Below are 20,528 nucleotides of genomic sequence, written 5' to 3' on the forward strand. Positions count from 1 at the left end.
GTGTCCTTTGCCGTCGCCGCCGCTGTGCCCCCTGATTGTGCCGTGTGGCCGCGGCCGATGAGCGAACCGGGCGTGGATTTCGTCGCTGCGTGGGCGCGAGATCGCCGGAATCGCCGGATCGGTGGCCATACTTCGGGGCACGGCGGGGAACAATGACACGGTGATGGACTTCTACAGCGCCTACCACCACGGATTCGTTCGGGTCGCCGCCTGCACCCTGCACACCACGATCGCCGACCCAGGCACCAACGCCGAGGCGGTGCTGCAGACCGCACGCGAATGCCACGACGATGGCGTCGGGCTCGCCGTGTTCCCCGAACTCACCCTGACGGGATACTCCATCGAGGACATCCTCTTGCAGGACACGCTGCTCGACGTGGTGGAAGACGCGCTGCGCGACGTCATCGCCGCGTCCGCCGACCTGCTGCCGGTACTGGTGGTGGGTGCACCCCTGCGCTACCGACACCGGATCTACAACTGCGCGGTGGTGATTCACCGTGGCGCCGTGCTCGGTGTGGCGCCGAAGTCCTATCTGCCGACCTACCGCGAGTTCTACGAACGACGACAGATCGCCCCGGGCGACGACATCCGCGGCGAGATCACCTTCAGCGGAGTGACGGCGCCGTTCGGTCCGGACCTGCTGTTCGACGCCTCCGATGTGCCCGGCTTCGTCCTGCACGTCGAAGTGTGTGAGGACATGTGGGTCCCGGTTCCGCCCAGCGCGCAGGCAGCGTTGGCGGGCGCCACCGTGCTGGCCAACCTGTCCGGCAGCCCGATCACCATCGGCCGCGCCGATGACCGCAAGCTACTGGCCCGCTCGGCATCCTCACGCTGTCTGTCCGCCTACGTCTACGCGGCGGCCGGTGAGGGCGAGTCCACCACCGACCTGGCGTGGGACGGCCAGACCATGATCTACGAGAACGGGGTGCTGCTCGCGGAATCGGAGCGTTTCCCGAAAGGGGCGCAGCGCAGCGTCGCCGACGTCGACGTCGATCTGCTGGTCGCGGAGCGGTTGCGGATGGGCACCTTCGACGACAACCGGCGCCACCATGCGGCGTCGGTGGACGGGTTCCGGCGCATCGAGTTCACCCTCGACCCGCCGGCCGGCGACATCGGCCTCAAACGCAGTATCGAGCGTTTCCCGTTCGTACCGTCGGATGCCGCACGCCTGCAACAGGATTGCTACGAGGCCTACAACATCCAGGTGTCCGGACTGGAACAGCGACTGCGGGCGCTGAACTACCCGAAGGTGGTCATCGGCGTCTCCGGCGGGCTGGACTCCACCCACGCGTTGATCGTCGCCGCCAGGGCGATGGACCGCGAGGGGCGGCCGCGCAGCGACATCCTGGCCTTCACCCTGCCCGGATTCGCCACCGGCGACCGCACCAAAGGCAACGCGATCGCGTTGAGCAACGCGCTGGGGGTGACGTTCGAGGAGATCGACATCCGCGACACCGCCAAGCTGATGCTCACCGAGATGGGGCATCCGTTCGGCCGCGGTGAGAAGGTCTACGACGTCACCTTCGAGAACGTGCAGGCCGGGTTGCGCACCGACTACCTGTTCCGGATGGCCAACCAGCGTGGCGGCATCGTGCTGGGCACCGGTGACCTGTCCGAGCTGGCGCTGGGCTGGTCCACCTACGGGGTGGGCGATCAGATGTCGCATTACAACGTCAACGGCGGCGTCCCGAAGACGTTGATCCAGCATCTCATTCGCTGGGTCATCTCATCGGGTCAGTTCGACGACGACGTCGACCGGGTCCTGCAGTCGGTGCTCGACACCGAGATCAGCCCCGAGCTGGTGCCCGTCGGCGAGGACGAGGAGATCCAGAGCAGCGAAAGCAAAGTCGGACCGTATGTGCTGCAGGACTTTTCGCTGTTCCAGGTGCTGCGGTACGGGTTCCGGCCGTCGAAGGTGGCGTTCCTGGCCTGGCATGCCTGGCATGACGCCGAACTCGGCCACTGGCCGCTGGGGTATCCGCTGGACAAGCGGCCGCAATTCTCGCTGTCCGAGATCCGGCACTGGATGCAGGTGTTCGTGCAGCGGTTCTATTCCTTCAGCCAGTTCAAGCGGTCGGCGCTGCCCAACGGGCCGAAAGTCTCTGCCGGGGGCGCGCTCTCACCGCGCGGCGACTGGCGGGCCCCGTCGGACATGTCGGCCCGCATCTGGCTCGACGAGATCGAACGCGAGGTACCCGCCGAGTAAGCGGGCCGGCCCGATGTTTTGGGCCGGTCGACGAGCCCGAGGGACGAGGGGGAGAGAGGGCCGGCCCCGTGTTCGGGACCCGCTAGGCTGGCGCGGTCCCCGGGAACGAAAGGTCATTCGGTATGAGTGAGCAGGTCCGCTATGTGTTGGATGAGTCGGAACTGCCGACCCATTGGTACAACATCGTCGCCGACCTCCCCACGCCGCCGCCTCCGCCTCTGCACCCCGGCACCCACGAACCGGTCGGACCCGATGATCTCGCGGCGCTGTTCCCGCCGGAGCTGATCGCCCAGGAGGTCAGCGCCGAGCGCTACATCGAGATCCCGGAACCGGTGCGCCAGGTCTACCGGCAGTACCGGCCGTCCCCGCTGGTGCGCGCCCGCCAGTGGGAGAAGGCGCTGGGCACCCAGGCCCGCATCTACTACAAGTACGAGGGTGTCTCGCCGGCCGGCTCGCACAAGACCAATACCTCTGTGCCGCAGGTGTATTACAACGCCCTGCACGGCACCACCCGGCTCACCACCGAAACCGGGGCCGGGCAGTGGGGCACCGCACTGGCGTATGCCTGCGCGCTGTTCGGGCTCGAGTGTGAGGTGTGGCAGGTCGGTGCGTCCTTCGACGGCAAGCCGCAGCGGCGCACCCTGATCGAGGTGTTCGGCGGCACGGTGCACCGGTCACCGAGCCGGCTCACCGAGTTCGGCCGCACCCTGGCCCAGGACCATCCCGGCTCGCTCGGCATCGCCATCTCCGAGGCCGTCGAGGTCGCCGCCCAGGATGAGGCCACCAAGTACGCGCTGGGGTCGGTGCTCAACCATGTCCTGCTGCACCAGACCGTCATCGGCGAGGAGGCCCTCAAGCAGCTGGCCCTGGCCGGCGAGTCCGGCGCCGATCTGGTGATCGGCTGCGCCGGGGGCGGTTCCAACCTGGCCGGGCTGACGTTCCCGTTCCTGCGCGAGAAGCTGGCAGGCACGCAGTCGCCCCGGCTGCTGGCGGTCGAGCCCGCGTCGTGCCCGTCGTTGACGCGCGGTGAATACCGTTACGACTTCGGCGACACCGGCGGCATGACCCCGCTGATGAAGATGTACACCCTGGGCCACGACTTCGTGCCCTCGCCGATTCATGCCGGCGGGCTGCGCTATCACGCGATGGCGCCGCTGGTGTCGCATGTGGTGGCCGAGGGCCTGCTCGAGGCCGTCGCGTTGCCGCAGAGTGAATGCTTCGACACGGCAATGCAATTCGCCCGGACCGAGGGCATCGTGCCGGCTCCGGAGTCGGCGCATGCGCTGGCGCAGGCGCGGCGGGCGGCCGCAGAGGGCGGCGAGCAGGTGATCGTGATAGGCCTGTCCGGGCACGGCCTGCTGGAACTCGGCGCCTACGACGCCTACCTCTCCGGTGGGCTCTCCGATGATCCGCTGTCCGAGGATGCGCTGCAGACGGCGCTGGCCGGCGTTGTGCAGCTGTGATGGGTGAGAACGCCGAGCTTGCGCCCAGGGCTGTTGCGGCGCGCGTTCAGCAGCCCGCAGTGCAATCTCGAGAACTCATTTAGAGCCGGCCGTCCACCCGCAGCTGAGGATGCACCCACTCCGGGGAACGCCGGGCCTTGAACGCCCGGAATCCCTCGACGGCTTCGTCGCCGCTGTAGCTGGCCTTCATCCCGATGCGGTCGAACAGGCCCATGTAGTTGTCCAGGCTCGACTTCACCACCGACCGGGCCTTCGGGGCGGTGCGACAGCACTGCGCCAGGACTTCGCGGGCGGCCGATGGCAGGTCGTCGTGCGCCACCACGCGCGCCACCATGCCCCAGTCGACGGCTTCGTGCGCGTCGAGGGTGCGGCCGGTGAACATCAGGTCGCGGGTGCGCACGGGCCCGATCATCCGCGCCAGCATCTGGCTGTAGTAGGTATCGGCGATTCCTCGGTACAGCTCCGGCACCCGGAACGTGGCGCGGTCGCTGACCACCGCCATATCGCTGCACATCGCGATCTGCAGACCGCCGCCCTGACACAGCCCGTTGACCGCCGACACCACCGGTTTCACCGACTGCCGCAGCGTTTCGAACGGAGTGACGTCCATGGACAACGCCGAACCGAAAGTCAGCCAGTTGTCCGAGCCGTCTCCGCCGCCGAGGTCGCCGCCGGGGGCGAACACGTCGCCGGTGCCGGTGATCAGCAGCCCCGCCAGGCTGTCGTCGGCTTCCACCAGCCCCACGGCGTAACGGATCCCGAAGTACATCGCCGGGGTCATCGCGTTGCGGGCCTGCGGCCGGTCGAGGGTGACGACGGCGAACGGTCCCTCGCGTTCGAAGCGCAGGTATTCGGTGCCCAGCCAATCGCCTTCAGGAGGTCGCGGGGTGCTCATGAGTGCTGACTATAACCACAACGGTATGGGTTTCAGTCGCGCGCCAGCGCATCCTCGATGGTCTCGTCATTCGGCGCGCAATCACCGGCGCCGGGTACCAACGTCGCCAACGCGCCCGCCGCGCAGGCCCGCCGCAGAGCGTGATAGCGGTCCGCCAGCCAGCCCGCCGCCAGCACCCCGGCGAATACATCACCCGCGCCGGTGGTGTCGACCGCTTCGACCGCCGGCGCCGGCACTTCGAACTCCTGGTCCTCGCCGATGTAGGTGGCACCACGCCCGCCACGGGTGATCACCAGATGGGCAACGGGCCACTGCCAGTGCTGGTACTCGGATTCGTTGACGATCACCACATCGGTGGCCGCGGCCAGTTCGGCCAGTCCATGCGGGTCGGCTCCGGCAGGTGAGGCATTGACGACCACCGTTGCGCCCGCGGCCTTGGCCACCCGTGCCGCCACCAGCGCCGTGGGCAACGGGATCTCGAGCTGCAGCAGCACGATATCGGCGTCGGCGACCAGGTCGCGCAGGTGGGGCGAGTCCAGTGTCAGATGACCGTTGGTACCCGGGGCCACGACGATCATGTTCTCGCCGTCGGCGTCGACGACGATGGCGGCCGTTCCGCTGGGGCCCGGCAATGTGACCACACCCTCGAGCCCAACGTCGTTGGCGGCCAGGTGCTCTCGTAGGTGCTCGCCGTTGGCGTCCGGGCCGATCGCGGCGATCAACTGCACCTCGGCCCCGGCGCGCGACGCTGCGATGGCCTGATTACCGCCCTTGCCGCCGGGCACCAACCGCACTCCCGAGCCCAACACCGTCTCCCCGGGCCGGGGCAAGGCGGCCACGTCGAACACCACGTCCATGTTGACGCTGCCGACCACGGTCAAGCGGCTCATGCCGTCACCGAGAAGGGTTGCGGCAACGGGGCCCGGCCGGTCAGCGCGCGCAACACGACCTCCCCGTGACCCATCGCCACCGCGATCCGCGCGCCCAGCGACGCGGAAACCCGCAAGGCCTCACCCGGTGGGGCGAAGTCCAGCCCGGTGGCATCAGCGATGTCGAAACCATGCACGGTCAGCTCGAAGATGCGCGTCGGTAGGTAGGCGAACAACCGCATACCCGCGCCCCCCAGGACCGCGATGAGCTCGTCCCCACGTCCGTCGAGTTTCCGCAGAGCCTCGGCCACCATCGCGTCGACCGCGTCGGCCGGCTGCTGTCCCAAGCCGGCGCCGGCCTGGCGACCCCGCTCCAGGACCGCCGCCCCCTCGGCCGCCGCGACGTCGGCCGCCATCCGGTAGTACTCCTCGGGCCCATCGATGTCGACCTGCTCAGCGGGTGAATCGAGGTAGGTGATGACGGTGGCCAGTGACCGCGAGGTGTGGCCGACCAGGGCGCGCAGATCCCATTCGCCCAACCCCGGGCCGTCGAACCGGTCAACAGGAATCCGGCGCACCTGATCGGCGAAGCTCCGGGCTGCGGAAGCGTAGGCGGCAACCACATCCTCTTGGTTCATGCCGACAGAATCTACCGCCGCATCGCCCCCTGCCGGGGTGCGGTCGGCCAATCCGTGTCCGGCCCGATAAGCTGGGCTAATGAGTCTGGAGGCACCGACGCTCACAGGACTGCGCGACACCGTGCACGACGCCGCCAAACACGCCCGCGTAGCGGCCCGCGTGCTGGGCACGCTGTCCACCGTGGCCAAGGATCGGGCACTGCACGCCGCCGCCGATGCGGTGCTGGCCAACAGCGCGGCGATCATCGCCGCCAACGCCCAGGATCTCGATGCCGCCCGAGCTGCCGGAACCGCCGCCGCGATGCTGGACCGGCTGGCCCTCAACCCGCAGCGCATCGACGGTATCGCCGCGGGTCTGCGCCAGGTGGCGGGGCTACCCGATCCGGTCGGTGAGGTGCTGCGCGGACGTACCCTGCCCAACGGGCTGCGGTTACGCCAGCAGCGGGTGCCGCTCGGTGTGGTGGGCATCGTCTACGAAGGCCGCCCGAATGTCACCGTCGACGCCTTCGGCCTGACCCTCAAGAGCGGCAATGCTGTTCTGCTGCGCGGTAGTTCGTCGGCAGCGCACTCCAACGCCGCGCTGGTGTCGGTGCTACGGGAGGCGCTGGTCGGAGAAGGGTTACCCGCCGATGCGGTGCAGCTGCTGCCCAGCGAGGACCGCGCCTCGGTCACCCATCTGATCCAGGCCAGGGGCCTGGTCGACGTGGTGATCCCGCGCGGCGGGGCGGGCCTGATCAACGCCGTGGTGCGCGACGCGCTGGTACCCACCATCGAAACCGGGGTCGGCAACTGCCACGTCTTCGTGCACGGGGCAGCGGATCTCGATGTGGCAGAACGCATTCTGCTCAACGCCAAGACCCGCCGGCCGAGTGTGTGCAATGCCGCCGAAACCCTGTTGGTGGACTCCGCGGTCGCCGGACACGCCCTGCCCCGGCTGGTGAGTGCGTTGCAGAACGCTGGTGTGACCATCCACGCCGACCCCTCCGAGGAAGAGCTGCGCGCGGAGTTCCTGTCGATGGACATCGCCGTCGCCGTCGTCGACGGGGTGGACGGGGCGATCGCGCACATCAATGAATACGGCACCGGGCACACCGAAGCCATCGTCACCACTGATCTTGCTGCGGCGCAACGGTTCACCGATCAGGTGGACGCCGCCGCGGTGATGGTCAACGCGTCGACGTCGTTCACCGACGGTGAGCAGTTCGGGTTCGGCGCCGAGATCGGTATCTCCACCCAGAAGTTGCACGCCCGTGGCCCGATGGGCCTGCCCGAACTGACCTCGACCAAGTGGATCGTCTGGGGAGACGGACAGATCCGACCCGCCTAGGAGCCTCATTGAGTACACCCGCTCGTTCCGTCCCGCTGTTCGCCGATATCGACGACGTGGCCCGGAAGCTGGCCGAAACCGGCTACCTGCCCGACACCGCCACCGCCACGGCGGTGTTCCTCGCCGACCGGCTGGGCAAACCGCTGCTGGTGGAGGGGCCCGCGGGTGTCGGCAAGACCGAATTGGCCCGCGCGGTAGCACAATCCACGGGCGCGGAGCTGGTGCGGTTGCAATGTTACGAGGGGGTCGACGAGGCCCGGGCGCTCTACGAGTGGAACCACGCCAAGCAGATCCTGCGCATCCAATCCGGATCGGGCGACTGGGATCAGACTCGTGACGACGTGTTCAGCGAGGAGTTCCTGCTGTCGCGGCCGCTGCTGACGGCCATCCGGCGCACCGACCCGACGGTGCTGCTGATCGACGAAACCGACAAGGCCGACATCGAGATCGAAGGCCTGCTGCTCGAGGTGCTCTCCGACTTCGCCGTCACCGTCCCCGAACTGGGCACCATCACGGCCGAGCGCAAACCCTTCGTCGTGCTGACCTCGAACGCCACCCGCGAACTGTCCGAAGCGCTCAAGCGTCGCTGCCTGTTCCTGCACATCGATTTCCCCGACCCCGACCTGGAACGGCGCATCCTGCTGTCCCGGGTGCCCGAACTGCCCGAGAAGATGGCCGAGGAACTGGTGCGCATCATCGGGGTGCTGCGTGGGATGCAGCTCAAAAAGGTGCCCTCGGTCGCCGAGACCATTGACTGGGGCCGCACGGTGCTGGCGCTGGGCATGGACACCATCGACGACGCCACCATTGCCGCCACCCTCGGTGTGGTCCTGAAACACCAGTCCGATCAGCAGAAGGCCTCCGGGGAACTGAGACTGAACTGATGGCCGCCCGACGAATCAGCCCACCACAGCCCCTGGCGCCCCACGGGCTGCCGGGCCACCTCGTCGATTTCGTCGAGGCGCTGCGCAGATCGGGTATCGCCGTCGGGCCGTCGGAGACCGTCGACGCCGGCCAGGTGCTGGCCACCCTCGGCCTGGGCGACCGGGAGGTGCTGCGCGAAGGTCTGGCGTGCGCGGTGCTGCGGCGGGCGGATCACCGCGAGACCTATGACGCCATGTTCGACCTGTGGTGGCCGGCGGCGCTGGGGGACCGGACGGTGGTGGAGCCCGAGGACGGGTCAGCGGACACCCCTCCGCAACTGCCGCCCGAGGACGTCGAGGCCATGCGCGGCATGCTGCTGGAGTTGCTCAACAACAACGAGGACCTGGCCAACCTGGATCAACGACTGGCGGCGATGATCGCCCAGATCGTCGAGGCCTACGGCAAGTACAACTCCAGCCGCGGACCGTCGTACTCGTCGTATCAGACCCTGCGGGCGATGGCCCTGGACGAGCTGGAGGGCAAGCTGCTGGCCGGTCTGCTGGCCGGCTACGGCGAACAGCCCACGCCGTCGCAGGAGGAGATCGCCAAATCTCTTGCTGCACAGCGCATCAACCAGATCCGCAAGATGGTGGAGTCCGAGACCAAACGGCGTACGGCCGAGCAGCTCGGTCGTGACCACGTGCAGATGTACGGTATCCCGCAGCTCAGCGAGAACGTCGAGTTCCTGCGCGCCTCGGGCGACCAGTTGCGCTCGATGCGCCGGGTCGTGGCACCCCTGGCCCGCACCCTGGCCACCCGGCTGGCCGCCAAGCGCCGCCGTCACCGCGCCGGACAGATCGATCTGCGCAAGACGCTGCGCAAGTCGATGTCCACCGGCGGCGTGCCCATCGATGTGGTGTTGCGCAAGCCCCGCCCCGCCCGCCCGGAACTGGTGGTGCTGTGCGACGTCTCCGGGTCGGTGGCCGGGTTCAGCCACTTCACCCTGCTGCTGGTGCATGCTCTTCGTCAGCAGTTCTCCCGCGTGCGCGTCTTCGCCTTCATCGACACCACCGACGAAGTGACCCACATGTTCGGTCCCGAAGCCGACCTGGCCATCGCCGTGCAGCGCATCACCCGCGAAGCGGGGGTGTACACCCGGGACGGACACAGCGACTACGGCCACGCCTTCAGCTCCTTCACCGAGCAGTTCCCGAATGTGCTCTCCCCGCGCAGCTCGCTGCTCGTCCTGGGCGACGGCCGCACCAACTACCGCAATCCCGCCACCGACATCCTGGCGCACATGGTGTCGGCGTCGCGGCACGCGCACTGGCTCAATCCCGAGCCCAGGCACCTGTGGGGCAGTGGCGACTCGGCGGTCCCGCGCTACGAAGAGGTCATCACCATGCACGAGTGCCGCTCGGCCAAACAGCTCGCCTCGGTGATCGACCAGCTCCTGCCGGTGTGACCTTGCGCCGAAACTCACGTGTGGGCCCTTTTGTCCGAGTAGCCGCCGGCAAAACGTCGGTCTCGGCACCGTCGACGCTGCCGTAAGCTGCCTATTCGTGACTCGACGCAGGCTGGGTGTGATGGGTGGGACGTTCGATCCCATCCACAACGGTCACCTGGTGGCCGCCAGCGAGGTGGCCGACCTGTTCGGCCTCGACGAGGTGGTGTTCGTCCCCACCGGTCAGCCCTGGCAGAAGGCCGGCCGCCACGTCACCCCCGCTGAGGACCGCTACCTGATGACCGTGATCGCGACGGCGTCCAACCCCCGGTTCTCGGTCAGCCGCGTCGACATCGACCGCGGCGGCAAGACCTATACCAAGGACACCCTGCGTGACCTCCAGGCCCTCAACCCCGACACCGACCTGTACTTCATCACCGGCGCCGATGCGCTGGCATCGATCCTGTCCTGGCAGAACTGGGAAGATCTGTTCTCGATGGCCCGCTTCGTCGGAGTGAGCCGCCCCGGTTTCGAACTGGACGGCAAACACATCGAGGCGGCCCGTTCGGAGCTGCCCTCCGATGCCCTGTCACTGGTCGAGATTCCCGCGCTGGCGATCTCGTCGACCGACTGCCGGGACCGCGCCGAGCGGTCCCGCCCGATCTGGTACCTGGTGCCCGACGGGGTGGTGCAGTACGTGTCCAAGCGTGACCTGTACCGGGATCCCACGCAACAGCCCACCGCACACGGCCGCAGCCTGGCCAAGACGACGAATCAGGAGATTTCGTGACCGCCTCCGACGAAGCCCTCGCGATGGCAGAGGTCGCCGCCCGAGCCGCGGCGGCCAAGATCGCCGAAGACGTCATCGTGATCGACGTGTCCGGGCAGCTGGTGATCACCGACTGCTTCGTCATCGCCTCCGGCTCCAACGACCGTCAGGTCAACGCCATCGTCGACGAGGTGGAAGAAAAGATGCGCCTGGCCGGGTACAAGCCTGCCCGTCGCGAGGGTACCCGGGAAGGACGCTGGGTGCTGCTGGACTACGTCGACATCGTGGTGCACGTGCAGCACCGCGACGAGCGGGACTTCTACGCCCTGGACCGGCTCTGGAAGGACTGCCCGGTGATCCCGGTGAACCTCGACGACGTGGCCGTCGATGCCGAGGGCGGCCAATGAGCACCCCCGCACGGCGCATCCGCCGGCTGGTGATGCTGCGCCACGGTCAGACCGAATGGAACGCAGGCAGCCGCATGCAAGGCCAGATCGACACCGATCTGACCGACCTGGGTCGCACACAGGCGGTAGCCGCGGCGGAGGTGCTGGCCAAACGGCAGCCGCTGCTGATCGTGTCGTCGGATCTGCGTCGCGCCTTCGACACCGCCGCGGCACTGGGGGAGCGCACCGGACTGGCCGTCGGTGTGGACACCAGGCTGCGGGAGACTCATCTCGGTGACTGGCAAGGGCTCAACCACCTCGAAGTGGACGCCATGGCGCCGGGTGCCCGGCTGGCGTGGCGCGATGACGCGCGCTGGGCTCCCCACGGCGGAGAAAGCCGGGTCGACGTCGCCGCCCGCAGCCTGCCGGTGGTCACCGAACTCGTTGCCACTCAGCCGGACTGGGGCTCCGAAGCCGACGGTACCGATGCCGACCGGCCGGTGGTGCTGGTGGCCCACGGTGGTCTGATCGCCGCGTTGACGGCCGCGGTGCTCGACATCCCGGTGGACAACTGGCCGATCCTCGGTGGCATGGGCAACGCGAGTTGGGTTCAGCTGTCCGGGCATTCGGCCTTCGAGGCGGCACCCGAGGACGTCAGGTGGCGACTCGACGTGTGGAACGCCTCGGCGCAGGTCGCCAATGATGTCCTCTGACCGGCAGCCCACGCTGCTGGTCTTCGCCGACTCGCTGGCCTATTACGGCCCGACCGGCGGTCTGCCCTCCGATGATCCCAGGATCTGGCCCAATCTTGTTGCCGATGCCCTGGGTTGGCGGCTGGAGCTGATCGGCCGGATCGGCTGGACGTGCCGCGATGTCTGGTGGGCGGCCACCCAGGACCCGCGCTCCTGGGCGGCGCTGCCGCAGGCGGGTGCGGTGATCTTCGCCACCGGCGGCATGGATTCGCTGCCCTCACCGTTGCCGACCGCGTTGCGGGAACTGATCCGCTACGTGCGCCCGCCGTGGTTGCGGCGCTGGGTGCGCGACGGCTACGGCTGGGTGCAGCCCCGACTGTCGCCGTACGCGCGGGCCGCGCTGCCGCCCGCGCTGTCGGTCGAGTATCTCGAGATGACCCGCGGCGCCATCGATTTCAATCGGCCCGGTATACCGATGGTGGCCTCGTTGCCGAGTGTGCACATCGCCGAGACCTACGGTAGGGCCCATCACGGCCGTTCCGGCACCGTCGCCGCGCTCACCGCATGGGCCGGCGAGCACGACATTCCGCTGGTCGATCTCAAAGACGCTGTGGCCGAGCACATCTTCGCGGGACGAGGCAACCCGGACGGGATCCACTGGAACTTCGAAGGGCACCGTGCCGTCGCCGACCTGATGCTCGAGGCGCTGGCCGCGGCAGGTGTCGCCGCCCCGCAGTCCGGCAGGTGAGATGACCGTCATCATCGTCACCGACTCCTCGGCGCGGATTCCCCGGGAGCTGGTCGAAGCCAACGACATTCGAGTGGTGCCCCTGCACATCCTGGTCGACGAACAGGACCTGCGTGACGGGGTGGACGAGGTACCGGACGACGTCCACGACCACGCGGCTTCCACGGCGGGGGCGACGCCGGCCGAGCTGCGTGCCGCCTACTCGCGCGCGTGGGAGGACAGCGGCGGGGACGGGGTGCTGGCGGTGCACATCTCGGCAGCATTGTCGAGCACCGTCACCGCCGCTGCACAGGCTGCCGCGGAGTTCGGCGGACGCGTTCGGGTGATCGATTCACGTTCTGCGGCAATGGGTATCGGCTTTGTCGCGCTGGCGGCGGCGCGCACCGCGGCCACCGGTGCAGACCTCGATGCGGTGGGGGTGGCCGCCGAGTCGGCGGTACGCCAGAGCCACGGGTTCATCGTGGTGCACCGGCTGGACAATCTGCGCCGCAGCGGACGTATCGGTGGTGCCGCGGCGTGGCTGGGCACCGCGTTGTCGCTCAAACCGCTGCTGCGCATCGACGACGGCAAACTCGTTCTGGCGCAACGGGTCCGCACTGCGTCCAAGGCCGTGATGGCGATGCAGGACCGGGTGTGCGAGCTGGTGGGCGAGCACACGGCCTCGATCGCCGTCCATCACGTGGCCGACCCCGCGGCCGCCGACGAGCTGGCCGCCGCCCTGCAGTCGCGGCTGCCGGCCTGCGAGGCGCCGATCGTCACCGACCTCGGCCCGGTGCTGGCATTGCATGTCGGCGCAGGCGCGCTGGCCGTCGTCGTGTCTTTGTGAATTGCGGAGTTCGGAAGCCGCTGAACTCCCCGAATCACGAAAAGAAGCGGCCTGTGACCGGGGGTAGGTCCTTGAGCGTGACGATGCCCGGCTTGGCGGCGACGACGGCGGGCACCGCGTTGGTCACCGGCATCGCGGTGTAGATCATCCCCAGGCCCATGAAACCTGGTTCGCTCCAGCCCTTGGGTGGCAGGCAGTGCAGGACCGTACGCATGTTCGGCACCCCGAAGACCTGGATGACGTGACCGTGCTCCAGCGGTTTGGGCGGGGTGACGTGCTCGCCCATGGTCCAGTTGAACCCGACGCTGACCACATTGCGCTCGCCGACCCACCCACGGTGATAGCCGTACACCGACCCGACCGTGCCGGCCGGGATCTTCATGAACCCCAGATCCGTATCACCGGTGGCGGCGGTGAACTGCACGTCGAAGGTCATCCGGTCCAGCTCGGCTCCGATCGCGTCGGCCATCATGGCTGCCGACTCGGCGAACACCTCACTTTCCCGGCGCACACTCTCGGCCAGGTCCGGGGTGTCGGGGTCCTGGCCGAAACCCATGGCCGACTGGGTGCCCGCCGACTCGTAGGTGGAGCAGTCCACCGATTCCGTGATGCGGATCTCGTCGACGCGCTCGCAGGAACCCGACAGCACCATCCCCACCATGTTCGTCATACCCGGGTGGGCGCCGTTACCGAAAATGGTCGATTTGCCTGTCTCGCACGCAGTCAGAATGCGGTCGAGGTCGGCGGGCGTCTGTTTTCCGCCGGTGATCCACGCCGCGCTGGTGCACACGTTGACCCCGTTCTCCAGCAGGGCCACCAACTCGTCGATGCTGGGCCACAGCGGGTTGTAGCAGCACGCGTCGGCGCCCAGAGCCAGCAGCGCGTCGATGTCGTTGGTGGCCAGCACACCCGTGGGCTCGGGCCAGCCGGCCAGGTCGGCGGCGTCGCGGCCCACTTTCTCCTCGCCATGGGCGTACACGCCGGCCAACTCCATGTCGGGGCGGCCGATGATCGCATGCAGCGACCGTCGGCCGATGTTCCCGGTGGTCCACTGGATCACTCGCAGCGGGCGTCGGCTTGGCGTGGCGTTCATCGGCACTCCCGGTAGTAGACAGTTCTGAGAGTATGTACTCACCTGCCACCGGGCCGGGCCGTAACCGCGGACGAGACTCATCCACAGTCCGCCGCCCATCCACAGGAGGCCCGGGTGCACCGCCGCGACCACGCCGATCGGTCCGCCACCGGTCCTAGCGTCGGGCACATGCCGACTGAACTCGCCACCGACAGACTGCACCGCCGCCTCGGTGAGGGCCCCGACGCACCCGGTGCGGAGGCCCCTGCCGCCGACGACCCCCATGACCTGGTGCCGCGCTGGCTGCCCGACGCCAACGGCAACCGCCCAGGGTGGTGGGAAACGGTGCGCGCGGACCCCGGTCGCGCCGGCGCGCTCGCGCTCGGTGCGGTGGCCGCGGTGGCGGTGCTGATCACCGTGTTCACGCTCATCCGCGACGAGCCGGCACCGGTGTCGTCGGCGAATCTGCCTGCGGTGGAGATGGTGTCGTCGGCCAGTCCGCGGCCGGAGCAGGCGCCGCAGTCGCAGCAACCGGTGGTGGTCAGTGTGGTGGGTCTGGTGCACAAACCCGGTCTGGTCACCCTGGCGGCGGGCGCGCGCGTCGCCGATGCGCTCGACGCTGCCGGAGGTGTCACCGACGGAGCCGACACCATCGGTCTCAACATGGCCAGGCGTGTCGCCGACGGTGAACAGGTGATCGTCGGCATCGCACCGGTGCCCGGGCAGCGTGCCGCGCTGGCCAGTTCGGTGGCCCCCGGTGCGGCTGGGGCCGCCGCGCCGGGCGAGACACCGGCGGCCGCGGAGGCTGCGACGGCGGCGACGGCACCGGTCGACCTCAACACGGCCACCGCCGAGCAGTTGGACACGCTGCCCGGCATCGGACCGGTCACCGCCGCGGCCATCGTCGCCTGGCGCGACGAGCACGGATCCTTCGGCAGCGTCGAGCAACTCAGCGAAGTCGACGGTATCGGGCCGGCCCGGCTGGACAAGCTGCGAGACCTCGTGCAGGTGTGAGCGCCGCGGAACCGGCCCGCTACGACCTGCGGTTGGTGCCCGCCGCGGTGACCGCCTGGGCCGTCACCGCGGCAGCCATCCTCTGGCAGGCCGGTGTGCTGCTCACCGTGGGCTGCGCGGCGGTGGCCGCAGGGTGCATGCTCACGCGCCGGCGCACCGGGTTGCGCGCCGTGACAACGGTGGTGCTGGCTGCCGCCGCGGTGGGCATCGGATTCGGTACTGCTGTCACGTTGCGCGACAACGCGATCCGCGACAGTCCCGTGGTGCAGAGTATCGGCCGCGAGGCCGACGTCACGGTGCTGGTCACCGAGAGTCCGCGGTCGCTCGGCAGCGGGCGGCTGCTGATCCGGGCCGACCTGCGGTTGCTCGCGGACCGCGAAACACGGGGCAGGGTGCTCGTTTTCGCCTCGGCGCACCGATTCGGCGCGGTCACCGCCGGACAGTCGATCCGGTTCCGGACACGCATCGGACCGCCGACCCGACGCGACCTGACCATTGCGGTCCTGACCGCCTCGGGTCGCCCGACCATCGGTGAGGCCACCGCGGTACAGCGTGGCGCCCAGTACCTGCGGACCCGCCTCGCCGAGCTGGCCCGCACCGTCCTACCCGCAGATCAGGCGGCTTTGCTGCCGGCGCTGGTGCTCGGCGACACCTCCACGTTGCCGCCGTCGACCGTCAATGACTTCCGGGCCGCCGGCCTGACACACCTGACGGCGGTCTCGGGCGCCAACGTCACCATCGTCTGCGGCGCGGTCCTGCTGTGTGCGGCGATCGTGGGCCCACGCATCGCGGTGGCACTGGCGGCGGTGGTGTTGGTCGCCTTCGTGGTGGTGGTGCAGCCGACGCCCAGCGTGCTGCGGGCCGCCGTGATGGGCGCCATCACGCTGCTGGCCATCGTGTCGGCGCGGCGCAGGCAAGCCATCCCGGCGTTGTCGGCCACCGTCATCGGCTTGCTCGCGGTGGCTCCGCACCTGGCCGTCGACGTCGGCTTCGCGCTGTCGGTGGCGGCGACGGCGGCTCTGGTGGTCCTGGCGCCGGCCTGGTCGCGCCGCCTGGTGGCCCGCGGCTGGCCGAAACCCCTGGCCGACGCGGTGTGTGTGGCGCTGGCGGCGCACCTGGTCACCGCGCCGCTGATCGCCGGGGTGTCCGGCAATCTCAGCGTGATCGGTGTCGTGGCCAACGTGCTCGTGGCTCCCGTGATCGCGCCGATCACCGTTCTGGGTACCGCCGCCGCGGCCATGTGTGCGGTGCTACCTGCCGGTGCGGCACTGCTGATCCGGTTCACCGGGCCGGAGTTGTGGTGGTTGCTGCTGGTGGCGCAGACGGCGGCCGACGTGCCGAACGCGGCGGTTCCGGTGCCCTCCGGGGTCGGTGGGGCCGTGGGTTTGGCGGCGGCCTCCCTCGCGGCAGCGCTGCTGTGGCGCCGGCGGGTGTTCCGGCTCGTGGCGGCCGGGGCGCTGGTGTGCCTGCTCGCATGGATGGCGTCGGGCTGCCTCACCGGCCACGTTGCCGCGGTGTCGGCAGGTCGTGACACCATCATCGGGTGAGCCAACAGGTCCAAGGACTGCATCTGATCCTGGGCGAGGAAGAGCTGCTCGTCGAGCGTGCTGTCATGTCGGTCTTCAGCCAGGCACGTGACCTCGCCGGCACCCGCGACGTGCCGGTGGACCGGCTGCGCGCCGGTGAGGTGAGCACCAGTGAGCTCGCCGAGTTGCTCAGTCCGTCGCTGTTCGCCGAAGAGCGAGTAGTAGTCCTGGAGTCGGCGGCCGAAGCCGGCAAAGATGCCGCGGCCATGATCGCCGACGCGGCGGCCGAGCTGCCCGAGGGCACCATGCTGGTGGTGGTGCACACCGGCGGTGGGCGGGCCAAGGCGCTGGCGGGCCAGCTGAAGGACCTCGGGGCACAGGTGCACCCCTGCCCGAAGATCACCAAGGCCAGTGAGCGCGCCGATTTCGTCCGCGCCGAGTTCCGTTCGCTGCGGATCAAGGTCAACGACGACACGGTCACCGCTCTCATCGATGCCGTCGGATTCGATGTGCGGGAACTGGCATCTGCCTGTTCACAACTGGTCGCAGACACCGACGGGCGTGTCGACGCTGCTGCCGTACGGCGGTACCACAGTGGCAAAGCCGAGGTGAAAGGCTTTGACATCGCCGACAAGGCGGTGGTCGGCGACGTGGAGGGCGCGGCCGAAGCGTTGCGGTGGGCGATGATGAGCGGCGAACCGCGGGTGGTGCTGGCCGATGCCCTGGCCGAAGCGGTGCACACCATCGCCAGGATCGCGCCGCTGTCGGGCGACCCGTACCGCCTTGCGTCGGAGGTGGGATTGCCCCCGTGGCGGGTGCAGAAGGCGCAGAAGCAGTCCCGCCGGTGGTCCCGCGACGGTGTCGCGACAGCTATCCGGGTGGTCGCCGCGCTCAACGCTGATGTCAAGGGCGCGGCGGCCGACGCCGATTATGCGCTGGAGACAGCGGTGCGGCAGGTCGCCGAGATCGCGGCGGCCGGGCGCCATTGATGTCGTGACCCGCTAACCGCGCAACGGCTTGAAGTCATACTGCCAGCAAGTATTTGGTGGTCTAACAGTTCCAGTTGCTCGTTTGAGCGAATAAACTCCGCTGAGTGGGGAGCGGCTCGCCGCTGGTCGGGCGAACTGAAGAAATTGCCGAGATCTCGAGGGCGATAGCCGGATCGGGTGGACTCGTGCTGGCCGGCGCGGCGGGCGTGGGTAAGACCCGGTTGGCCCGCGAGGCGCTGGCGGTCGCCCGCCGAAGCGGACGACCCACCCGATGGGTAGTGGCCACCGGCTCGTCGAACACCGTGCCGCTGGGGGCTTTTGCCGAATTCGCCAGTAGCTTCGGTCGGGACCCGGTGCGGTGGGTCCAGGACGTGATCGATGCCTTGACCGCGGGATCCGCCCCGATGGCCACCGTGGTCGGCGTGGACGATGCGCATCTGCTCGACGATCTGTCCGCGCTGGTGGTCTACCAATTGGTGCGGCGCCGACTGGCCGCCGTGGTGCTCACGGTGCGCACCGGGCTCGGCGCCACCACCGCCGAAGCCATCACGTCGCTGTGGAAAGACGAATCGCTGGTCCGTATCGACCTGCAGCCGTTGTCGGCAGACGAGACCGCGGTGCTGGTGGCCGCCGCCCTCGGCGGTGACGTCGAACCGGCCAGCGCACAACGGTTTTGGCGCTACACCCGCGGCAACGTCCTCTACCTGCGGCAGCTCATCGCCGATGAGTTCGCCTCGGGCCGTGTCACGCAGCGGTCAGGTTTGTGGGTGTGGGACGGGCATCCCAGTTTCTCGCCGTCACTGCTGGAACTCATCGAAGCCAATATCGGCAGGCAGGAGCAGGCGGTCGTCGACGTGCTCGATCTGCTGGCGGTCGCCGAGTCGCTGGAGCTCGGCGTCCTGGAGCGGTTGGTGCCCACCGGGGTAATCGAAGCCGCCGAAGCCAGGGGAGTGATCTGCGTGGACACCGGCGGCGGCTCGGCGACGGTCCGGCCGTCGCACCCGATTTTCGGTGAGGCCCGTCGGTCCCGGCTCGGCACCGTCAGGTTGCGGTCGCTGCGAGGCCGGGTGGCGGTGGCGCTCGGTGAGCGCGGCGAAGCCTCACCGCAGCACAGCGTTCGGCGCGCTGTGCTGATGCTGGGGTCGGATCAGGCGCCCGATCCCGCGGTGTTGGTCGAGGCCGCCCAGGCGGCGATGTCGCTGCTGAATCCTGGTCTGGCAGTGAGTCTCACCGAAAGCGCGGTCCGTCACGGCGGTGGCCGGGCGGCGCAGCTGGCCTACGGGACGGCGTTGGCGTCGCTGCTGAGAATCGACAGTGCTGAGCAGGTGTTACGCCACCTTGCAGACACCTCGACCGACGCCGAAGAACTGACCCGGGTGGCGGTGGTGCGGGCCGCAGGACTGGCCTGGAGTGCCGGTCAAGCCGGCGCTGCGGCCCGGGTGCTCGCCGACGCCGAAACTCACGCCACCGACGCCGGCTTGATGGATTCAATTCTGGCTCTGCGGGTTTCGGTGCACGCAGGTAGCGGTCAGCCGCACCGGGCCGTCGCGGTGGCCGATCGGCTGAACCTCGATGCACTCGACGCGGCGGGCCGGATGCTGTTGGCCTGGGGATTGTCGGCTGCCCTGGGCGAGGCCGGCCGGCTGGACCGGCTGGCTTCGGCGGCTGCCGACGGATACGCCGTGGCCCGCACCGCAGCCGAAGCGTCACATCTGCGGTTCGGTTTGGGCATCCTGCACGTCCACAGCCTCAATCTGGCGGGCTGCATCCCCGAGGCCATGGAGATCGCCGAAGGTCTGCGGCGGGAGTCGCATGACGCCGATTCGGTTCGGCCCATGACGGCGACGGTGATGGGGCAGGCGGCACTGCACGCCGGGGAGCTCGGACAAGCGCAGCGGTATCTGCGGGAGGCTGCGTCGTCGGGAGTCGACGCGGGTGGCGGCCTGGGCGCATTGCTGGGGGTGTGCCTGGCCCGCGCGCTGGCGATGACCGGCGCCCGCGACGACGCGCAGGCTGCACTGGCGAAAGTGCCTGCCTTCCAGGACTTTGCGTTGTGGGAGGCGGAACGCCTGCTGACCGCCGCGTGGGTGCACGCGGTCAGCGGTGTGGTGAGCAAGGCCGCAGCGGTGGCACGGGAGTCGGCGCGTGGACTGTCCGGTCAAGGCCGGTACGGCGCGGAGGTGCTGGCCCTGCAGTACGCGACCCAGTTCGGCGACCGGACCGCCGCCGCGCGTCTGGCCGAATTGACCGGACTGGTTCAGGGTCCCCGGGTGATCACTGCCGCATTGCATGCCCGCGGTCTGCGCGACCGCGACGCCGACGCCCTGCTGGAGGCGGCGCGCCGTTACGAAGAATTCGGGGATCGGGTCGCCGCCGCCGACGCGGCCGCACAAGCCGCGGTGGCGCTGCGGGAAAAGGGACTGGCGGGATCTGCGATGACGGCGGCCGCGGTGGCGCGGCGTCTCGCCGACGCGTGTGGTTCGGTGACGCCGGCCGTGCGGGCGGCCGCGATGCCGAACCCGTTCACCCAGCGACAGCGGGAAATCATCGCCTTGGCGGCCGCCGGCCTGACCAACCGGCAGATCGCCGCCCGGTTGGTGATGTCGGTTCGCACGGTCGAGGGGCATCTGTTCCGGGCGTCGCAACGCGCCGGCGTGAGTACCCGCGACGAACTGATCGCGCTGTTGGAAGGGCGACTGGACCCCAGGCCGGCAGCGCAGCGCGCGACGGGGTGACGCGACCGTCGTAGGTATGGGTAGTGGGGTAGTGGGCTACCCCTGGCGCTCGATGCGTGGACGCG

The 20,528-nt window shown here is 69.1% G+C and carries 18 protein-coding genes; 14 read left to right on the top strand and 4 right to left on the bottom strand.

Annotated elements, in window-relative coordinates; all coding sequences use genetic code 11:
- The first annotated feature begins 163 nt into the window (after window positions 1–163).
- Both AC3A6P_RS00310 and AC3A6P_RS00315 read left to right on the top strand, forming a co-directional pair.
- Entirely contained in the window at window positions 164–2,206 is a 2,043-nt protein-coding gene (locus AC3A6P_RS00310; RefSeq protein ID WP_487686924.1) for an NAD(+) synthase, read from the top strand.
- Window positions 2,207–2,328: 122 nt separating this feature from the next.
- The gene (locus AC3A6P_RS00315; protein WP_487686927.1) at window positions 2,329–3,669 is read left to right on the top strand and encodes a TrpB-like pyridoxal phosphate-dependent enzyme; all 1,341 of its coding nucleotides are present in this window, start codon (window positions 2,329–2,331) and stop codon (window positions 3,667–3,669) included.
- A 79-nt stretch (window positions 3,670–3,748) separates the two neighbouring features.
- On the opposite strand, the gene AC3A6P_RS00320 is transcribed toward AC3A6P_RS00315, so the two are convergent.
- The 3 genes from AC3A6P_RS00320 to AC3A6P_RS00330 are packed head-to-tail and all read right to left on the bottom strand — an operon-like array spanning window position 3,749 to window position 6,071.
- The gene (locus AC3A6P_RS00320) at window positions 3,749–4,564 is read right to left on the bottom strand and encodes an enoyl-CoA hydratase/isomerase family protein (protein ID WP_487686929.1); all 816 of its coding nucleotides are present in this window, start codon (window positions 4,562–4,564) and stop codon (window positions 3,749–3,751) included.
- A 32-nt stretch (window positions 4,565–4,596) separates the two neighbouring features.
- The gene (locus AC3A6P_RS00325) at window positions 4,597–5,454 is read right to left on the bottom strand and encodes a ribokinase (RefSeq protein ID WP_487686932.1); all 858 of its coding nucleotides are present in this window, start codon (window positions 5,452–5,454) and stop codon (window positions 4,597–4,599) included.
- Window positions 5,451–6,071: a maleylpyruvate isomerase N-terminal domain-containing protein gene (locus tag AC3A6P_RS00330; protein ID WP_487686934.1), complete on the bottom strand. Its 621-nt coding sequence runs from the start codon at window positions 6,069–6,071 to the stop codon at window positions 5,451–5,453. Before AC3A6P_RS00330 ends, AC3A6P_RS00325 begins: the two co-directional genes overlap by 4 nt.
- A gap of 79 nt (window positions 6,072–6,150) precedes the next feature.
- Here AC3A6P_RS00330 and AC3A6P_RS00335 point away from each other — a divergent pair, with 79 nt between their 5' ends.
- The 8 genes from AC3A6P_RS00335 (at window position 6,151) to AC3A6P_RS00370 (ending at window position 13,127) form a co-directional block, all read left to right on the top strand.
- A complete protein-coding gene (locus tag AC3A6P_RS00335) occupies window positions 6,151–7,398 on the top strand; it encodes a glutamate-5-semialdehyde dehydrogenase (protein WP_487686937.1) in 1,248 nt (415 codons plus the stop codon).
- An 8-nt stretch (window positions 7,399–7,406) separates the two neighbouring features.
- The gene (locus AC3A6P_RS00340) at window positions 7,407–8,282 is read left to right on the top strand and encodes an AAA family ATPase (RefSeq protein ID WP_487686939.1); all 876 of its coding nucleotides are present in this window, start codon (window positions 7,407–7,409) and stop codon (window positions 8,280–8,282) included.
- Entirely contained in the window at window positions 8,282–9,727 is a 1,446-nt protein-coding gene (locus tag AC3A6P_RS00345; RefSeq protein ID WP_487686941.1) for a vWA domain-containing protein, read from the top strand. Before AC3A6P_RS00340 ends, AC3A6P_RS00345 begins: the two co-directional genes overlap by 1 nt.
- Window positions 9,728–9,848: 121 nt before the next feature.
- Window positions 9,849–10,496 (top strand): nicotinate-nucleotide adenylyltransferase, encoded by a 648-nt coding sequence (gene nadD / locus AC3A6P_RS00350; RefSeq protein WP_487688078.1) that lies wholly within the window; start codon window positions 9,849–9,851, stop codon window positions 10,494–10,496.
- Window positions 10,493–10,882 (top strand): ribosome silencing factor, encoded by a 390-nt coding sequence (gene rsfS, locus AC3A6P_RS00355; RefSeq protein WP_487686943.1) that lies wholly within the window; start codon window positions 10,493–10,495, stop codon window positions 10,880–10,882. The genes nadD and rsfS overlap by 4 nt, the downstream gene beginning before the upstream one ends.
- Complete coding sequence (gene gpgP / locus AC3A6P_RS00360; protein ID WP_487686945.1) at window positions 10,879–11,574, top strand: glucosyl-3-phosphoglycerate phosphatase; 696 nt, start codon at window positions 10,879–10,881, stop codon at window positions 11,572–11,574. The genes rsfS and gpgP overlap by 4 nt, the downstream gene beginning before the upstream one ends.
- Window positions 11,564–12,301, top strand: a complete 738-nt coding sequence (gene octT / locus AC3A6P_RS00365) for a diglucosylglycerate octanoyltransferase (RefSeq protein ID WP_487686947.1) — start codon at window positions 11,564–11,566, stop codon at window positions 12,299–12,301. The genes gpgP and octT overlap by 11 nt, the downstream gene beginning before the upstream one ends.
- Window position 12,302: 1 nt before the next feature.
- Window positions 12,303–13,127 carry a DegV family protein gene (locus AC3A6P_RS00370; RefSeq protein WP_487686950.1) on the top strand — a complete coding sequence of 275 codons (825 nt, stop codon included), beginning with the start codon at window positions 12,303–12,305 and terminating at the stop codon, window positions 13,125–13,127.
- Between the two features lie 34 nt (window positions 13,128–13,161).
- Here AC3A6P_RS00370 and AC3A6P_RS00375 read toward each other — a convergent pair whose 3' ends face one another.
- Window positions 13,162–14,220, bottom strand: coding sequence for an NAD(P)H-dependent amine dehydrogenase family protein (locus AC3A6P_RS00375; RefSeq protein WP_487686952.1), 1,059 nt, complete (start codon window positions 14,218–14,220; stop codon window positions 13,162–13,164).
- 168 nt (window positions 14,221–14,388) lie between these two features.
- On the opposite strand from AC3A6P_RS00375, the gene AC3A6P_RS00380 reads away from it, so the two are divergent.
- The 4 genes from AC3A6P_RS00380 (at window position 14,389) to AC3A6P_RS00395 (ending at window position 20,463) form a co-directional block, all read left to right on the top strand.
- Entirely contained in the window at window positions 14,389–15,213 is an 825-nt protein-coding gene (locus AC3A6P_RS00380; protein WP_487686954.1) for a ComEA family DNA-binding protein, read from the top strand.
- Window positions 15,210–16,760 carry a ComEC/Rec2 family competence protein gene (locus tag AC3A6P_RS00385; protein WP_487686957.1) on the top strand — a complete coding sequence of 517 codons (1,551 nt, stop codon included), beginning with the start codon at window positions 15,210–15,212 and terminating at the stop codon, window positions 16,758–16,760. The genes AC3A6P_RS00380 and AC3A6P_RS00385 overlap by 4 nt, the downstream gene beginning before the upstream one ends.
- Window positions 16,761–16,777: 17 nt before the next feature.
- The gene (gene holA / locus AC3A6P_RS00390) at window positions 16,778–17,728 is read left to right on the top strand and encodes a DNA polymerase III subunit delta (protein WP_487688080.1); all 951 of its coding nucleotides are present in this window, start codon (window positions 16,778–16,780) and stop codon (window positions 17,726–17,728) included.
- 104 nt (window positions 17,729–17,832) lie between these two features.
- On the top strand, window positions 17,833–20,463 hold the full coding sequence (locus AC3A6P_RS00395; protein ID WP_487686960.1) for a LuxR C-terminal-related transcriptional regulator: 2,631 nt from the start codon (window positions 17,833–17,835) through the stop codon (window positions 20,461–20,463).
- The last annotated feature ends 65 nt before the right edge of the window (window positions 20,464–20,528 follow it).

The organism is Mycobacterium sp. Soil_C_30, from assembly GCF_057656995.1.

Excerpts from the sequence above, each read along its gene's own strand:
- AC3A6P_RS00315 (WP_487686927.1), top strand. The coding sequence starts at position 2,329 with ATGAGTGAGCAGGTCCGCTATGTGTTGGATGAGTCGGAACTGCCGACC.
- AC3A6P_RS00320 (WP_487686929.1), bottom strand. The coding sequence starts at position 4,564 with ATGAGCACCCCGCGACCTCCTGAAGGCGATTGGCTGGGCACCGAATAC.
- AC3A6P_RS00330 (WP_487686934.1), bottom strand. The coding sequence starts at position 6,071 with ATGAACCAAGAGGATGTGGTTGCCGCCTACGCTTCCGCAGCCCGGAGC.
- gpgP (WP_487686945.1), top strand. The coding sequence starts at position 10,879 with ATGAGCACCCCCGCACGGCGCATCCGCCGGCTGGTGATGCTGCGCCAC.
- octT (WP_487686947.1), top strand. The coding sequence starts at position 11,564 with ATGTCCTCTGACCGGCAGCCCACGCTGCTGGTCTTCGCCGACTCGCTG.
- AC3A6P_RS00375 (WP_487686952.1), bottom strand. The coding sequence starts at position 14,220 with ATGAACGCCACGCCAAGCCGACGCCCGCTGCGAGTGATCCAGTGGACC.
- AC3A6P_RS00310 (WP_487686924.1), top strand. The coding sequence starts at position 164 with ATGGACTTCTACAGCGCCTACCACCACGGATTCGTTCGGGTCGCCGCC.
- AC3A6P_RS00380 (WP_487686954.1), top strand. The coding sequence starts at position 14,389 with ATGCCGACTGAACTCGCCACCGACAGACTGCACCGCCGCCTCGGTGAG.
- AC3A6P_RS00345 (WP_487686941.1), top strand. The coding sequence starts at position 8,282 with ATGGCCGCCCGACGAATCAGCCCACCACAGCCCCTGGCGCCCCACGGG.
- AC3A6P_RS00335 (WP_487686937.1), top strand. The coding sequence starts at position 6,151 with ATGAGTCTGGAGGCACCGACGCTCACAGGACTGCGCGACACCGTGCAC.
- nadD (WP_487688078.1), top strand. The coding sequence starts at position 9,849 with ATGGGTGGGACGTTCGATCCCATCCACAACGGTCACCTGGTGGCCGCC.
- AC3A6P_RS00325 (WP_487686932.1), bottom strand. The coding sequence starts at position 5,454 with ATGAGCCGCTTGACCGTGGTCGGCAGCGTCAACATGGACGTGGTGTTC.
- AC3A6P_RS00370 (WP_487686950.1), top strand. The coding sequence starts at position 12,303 with ATGACCGTCATCATCGTCACCGACTCCTCGGCGCGGATTCCCCGGGAG.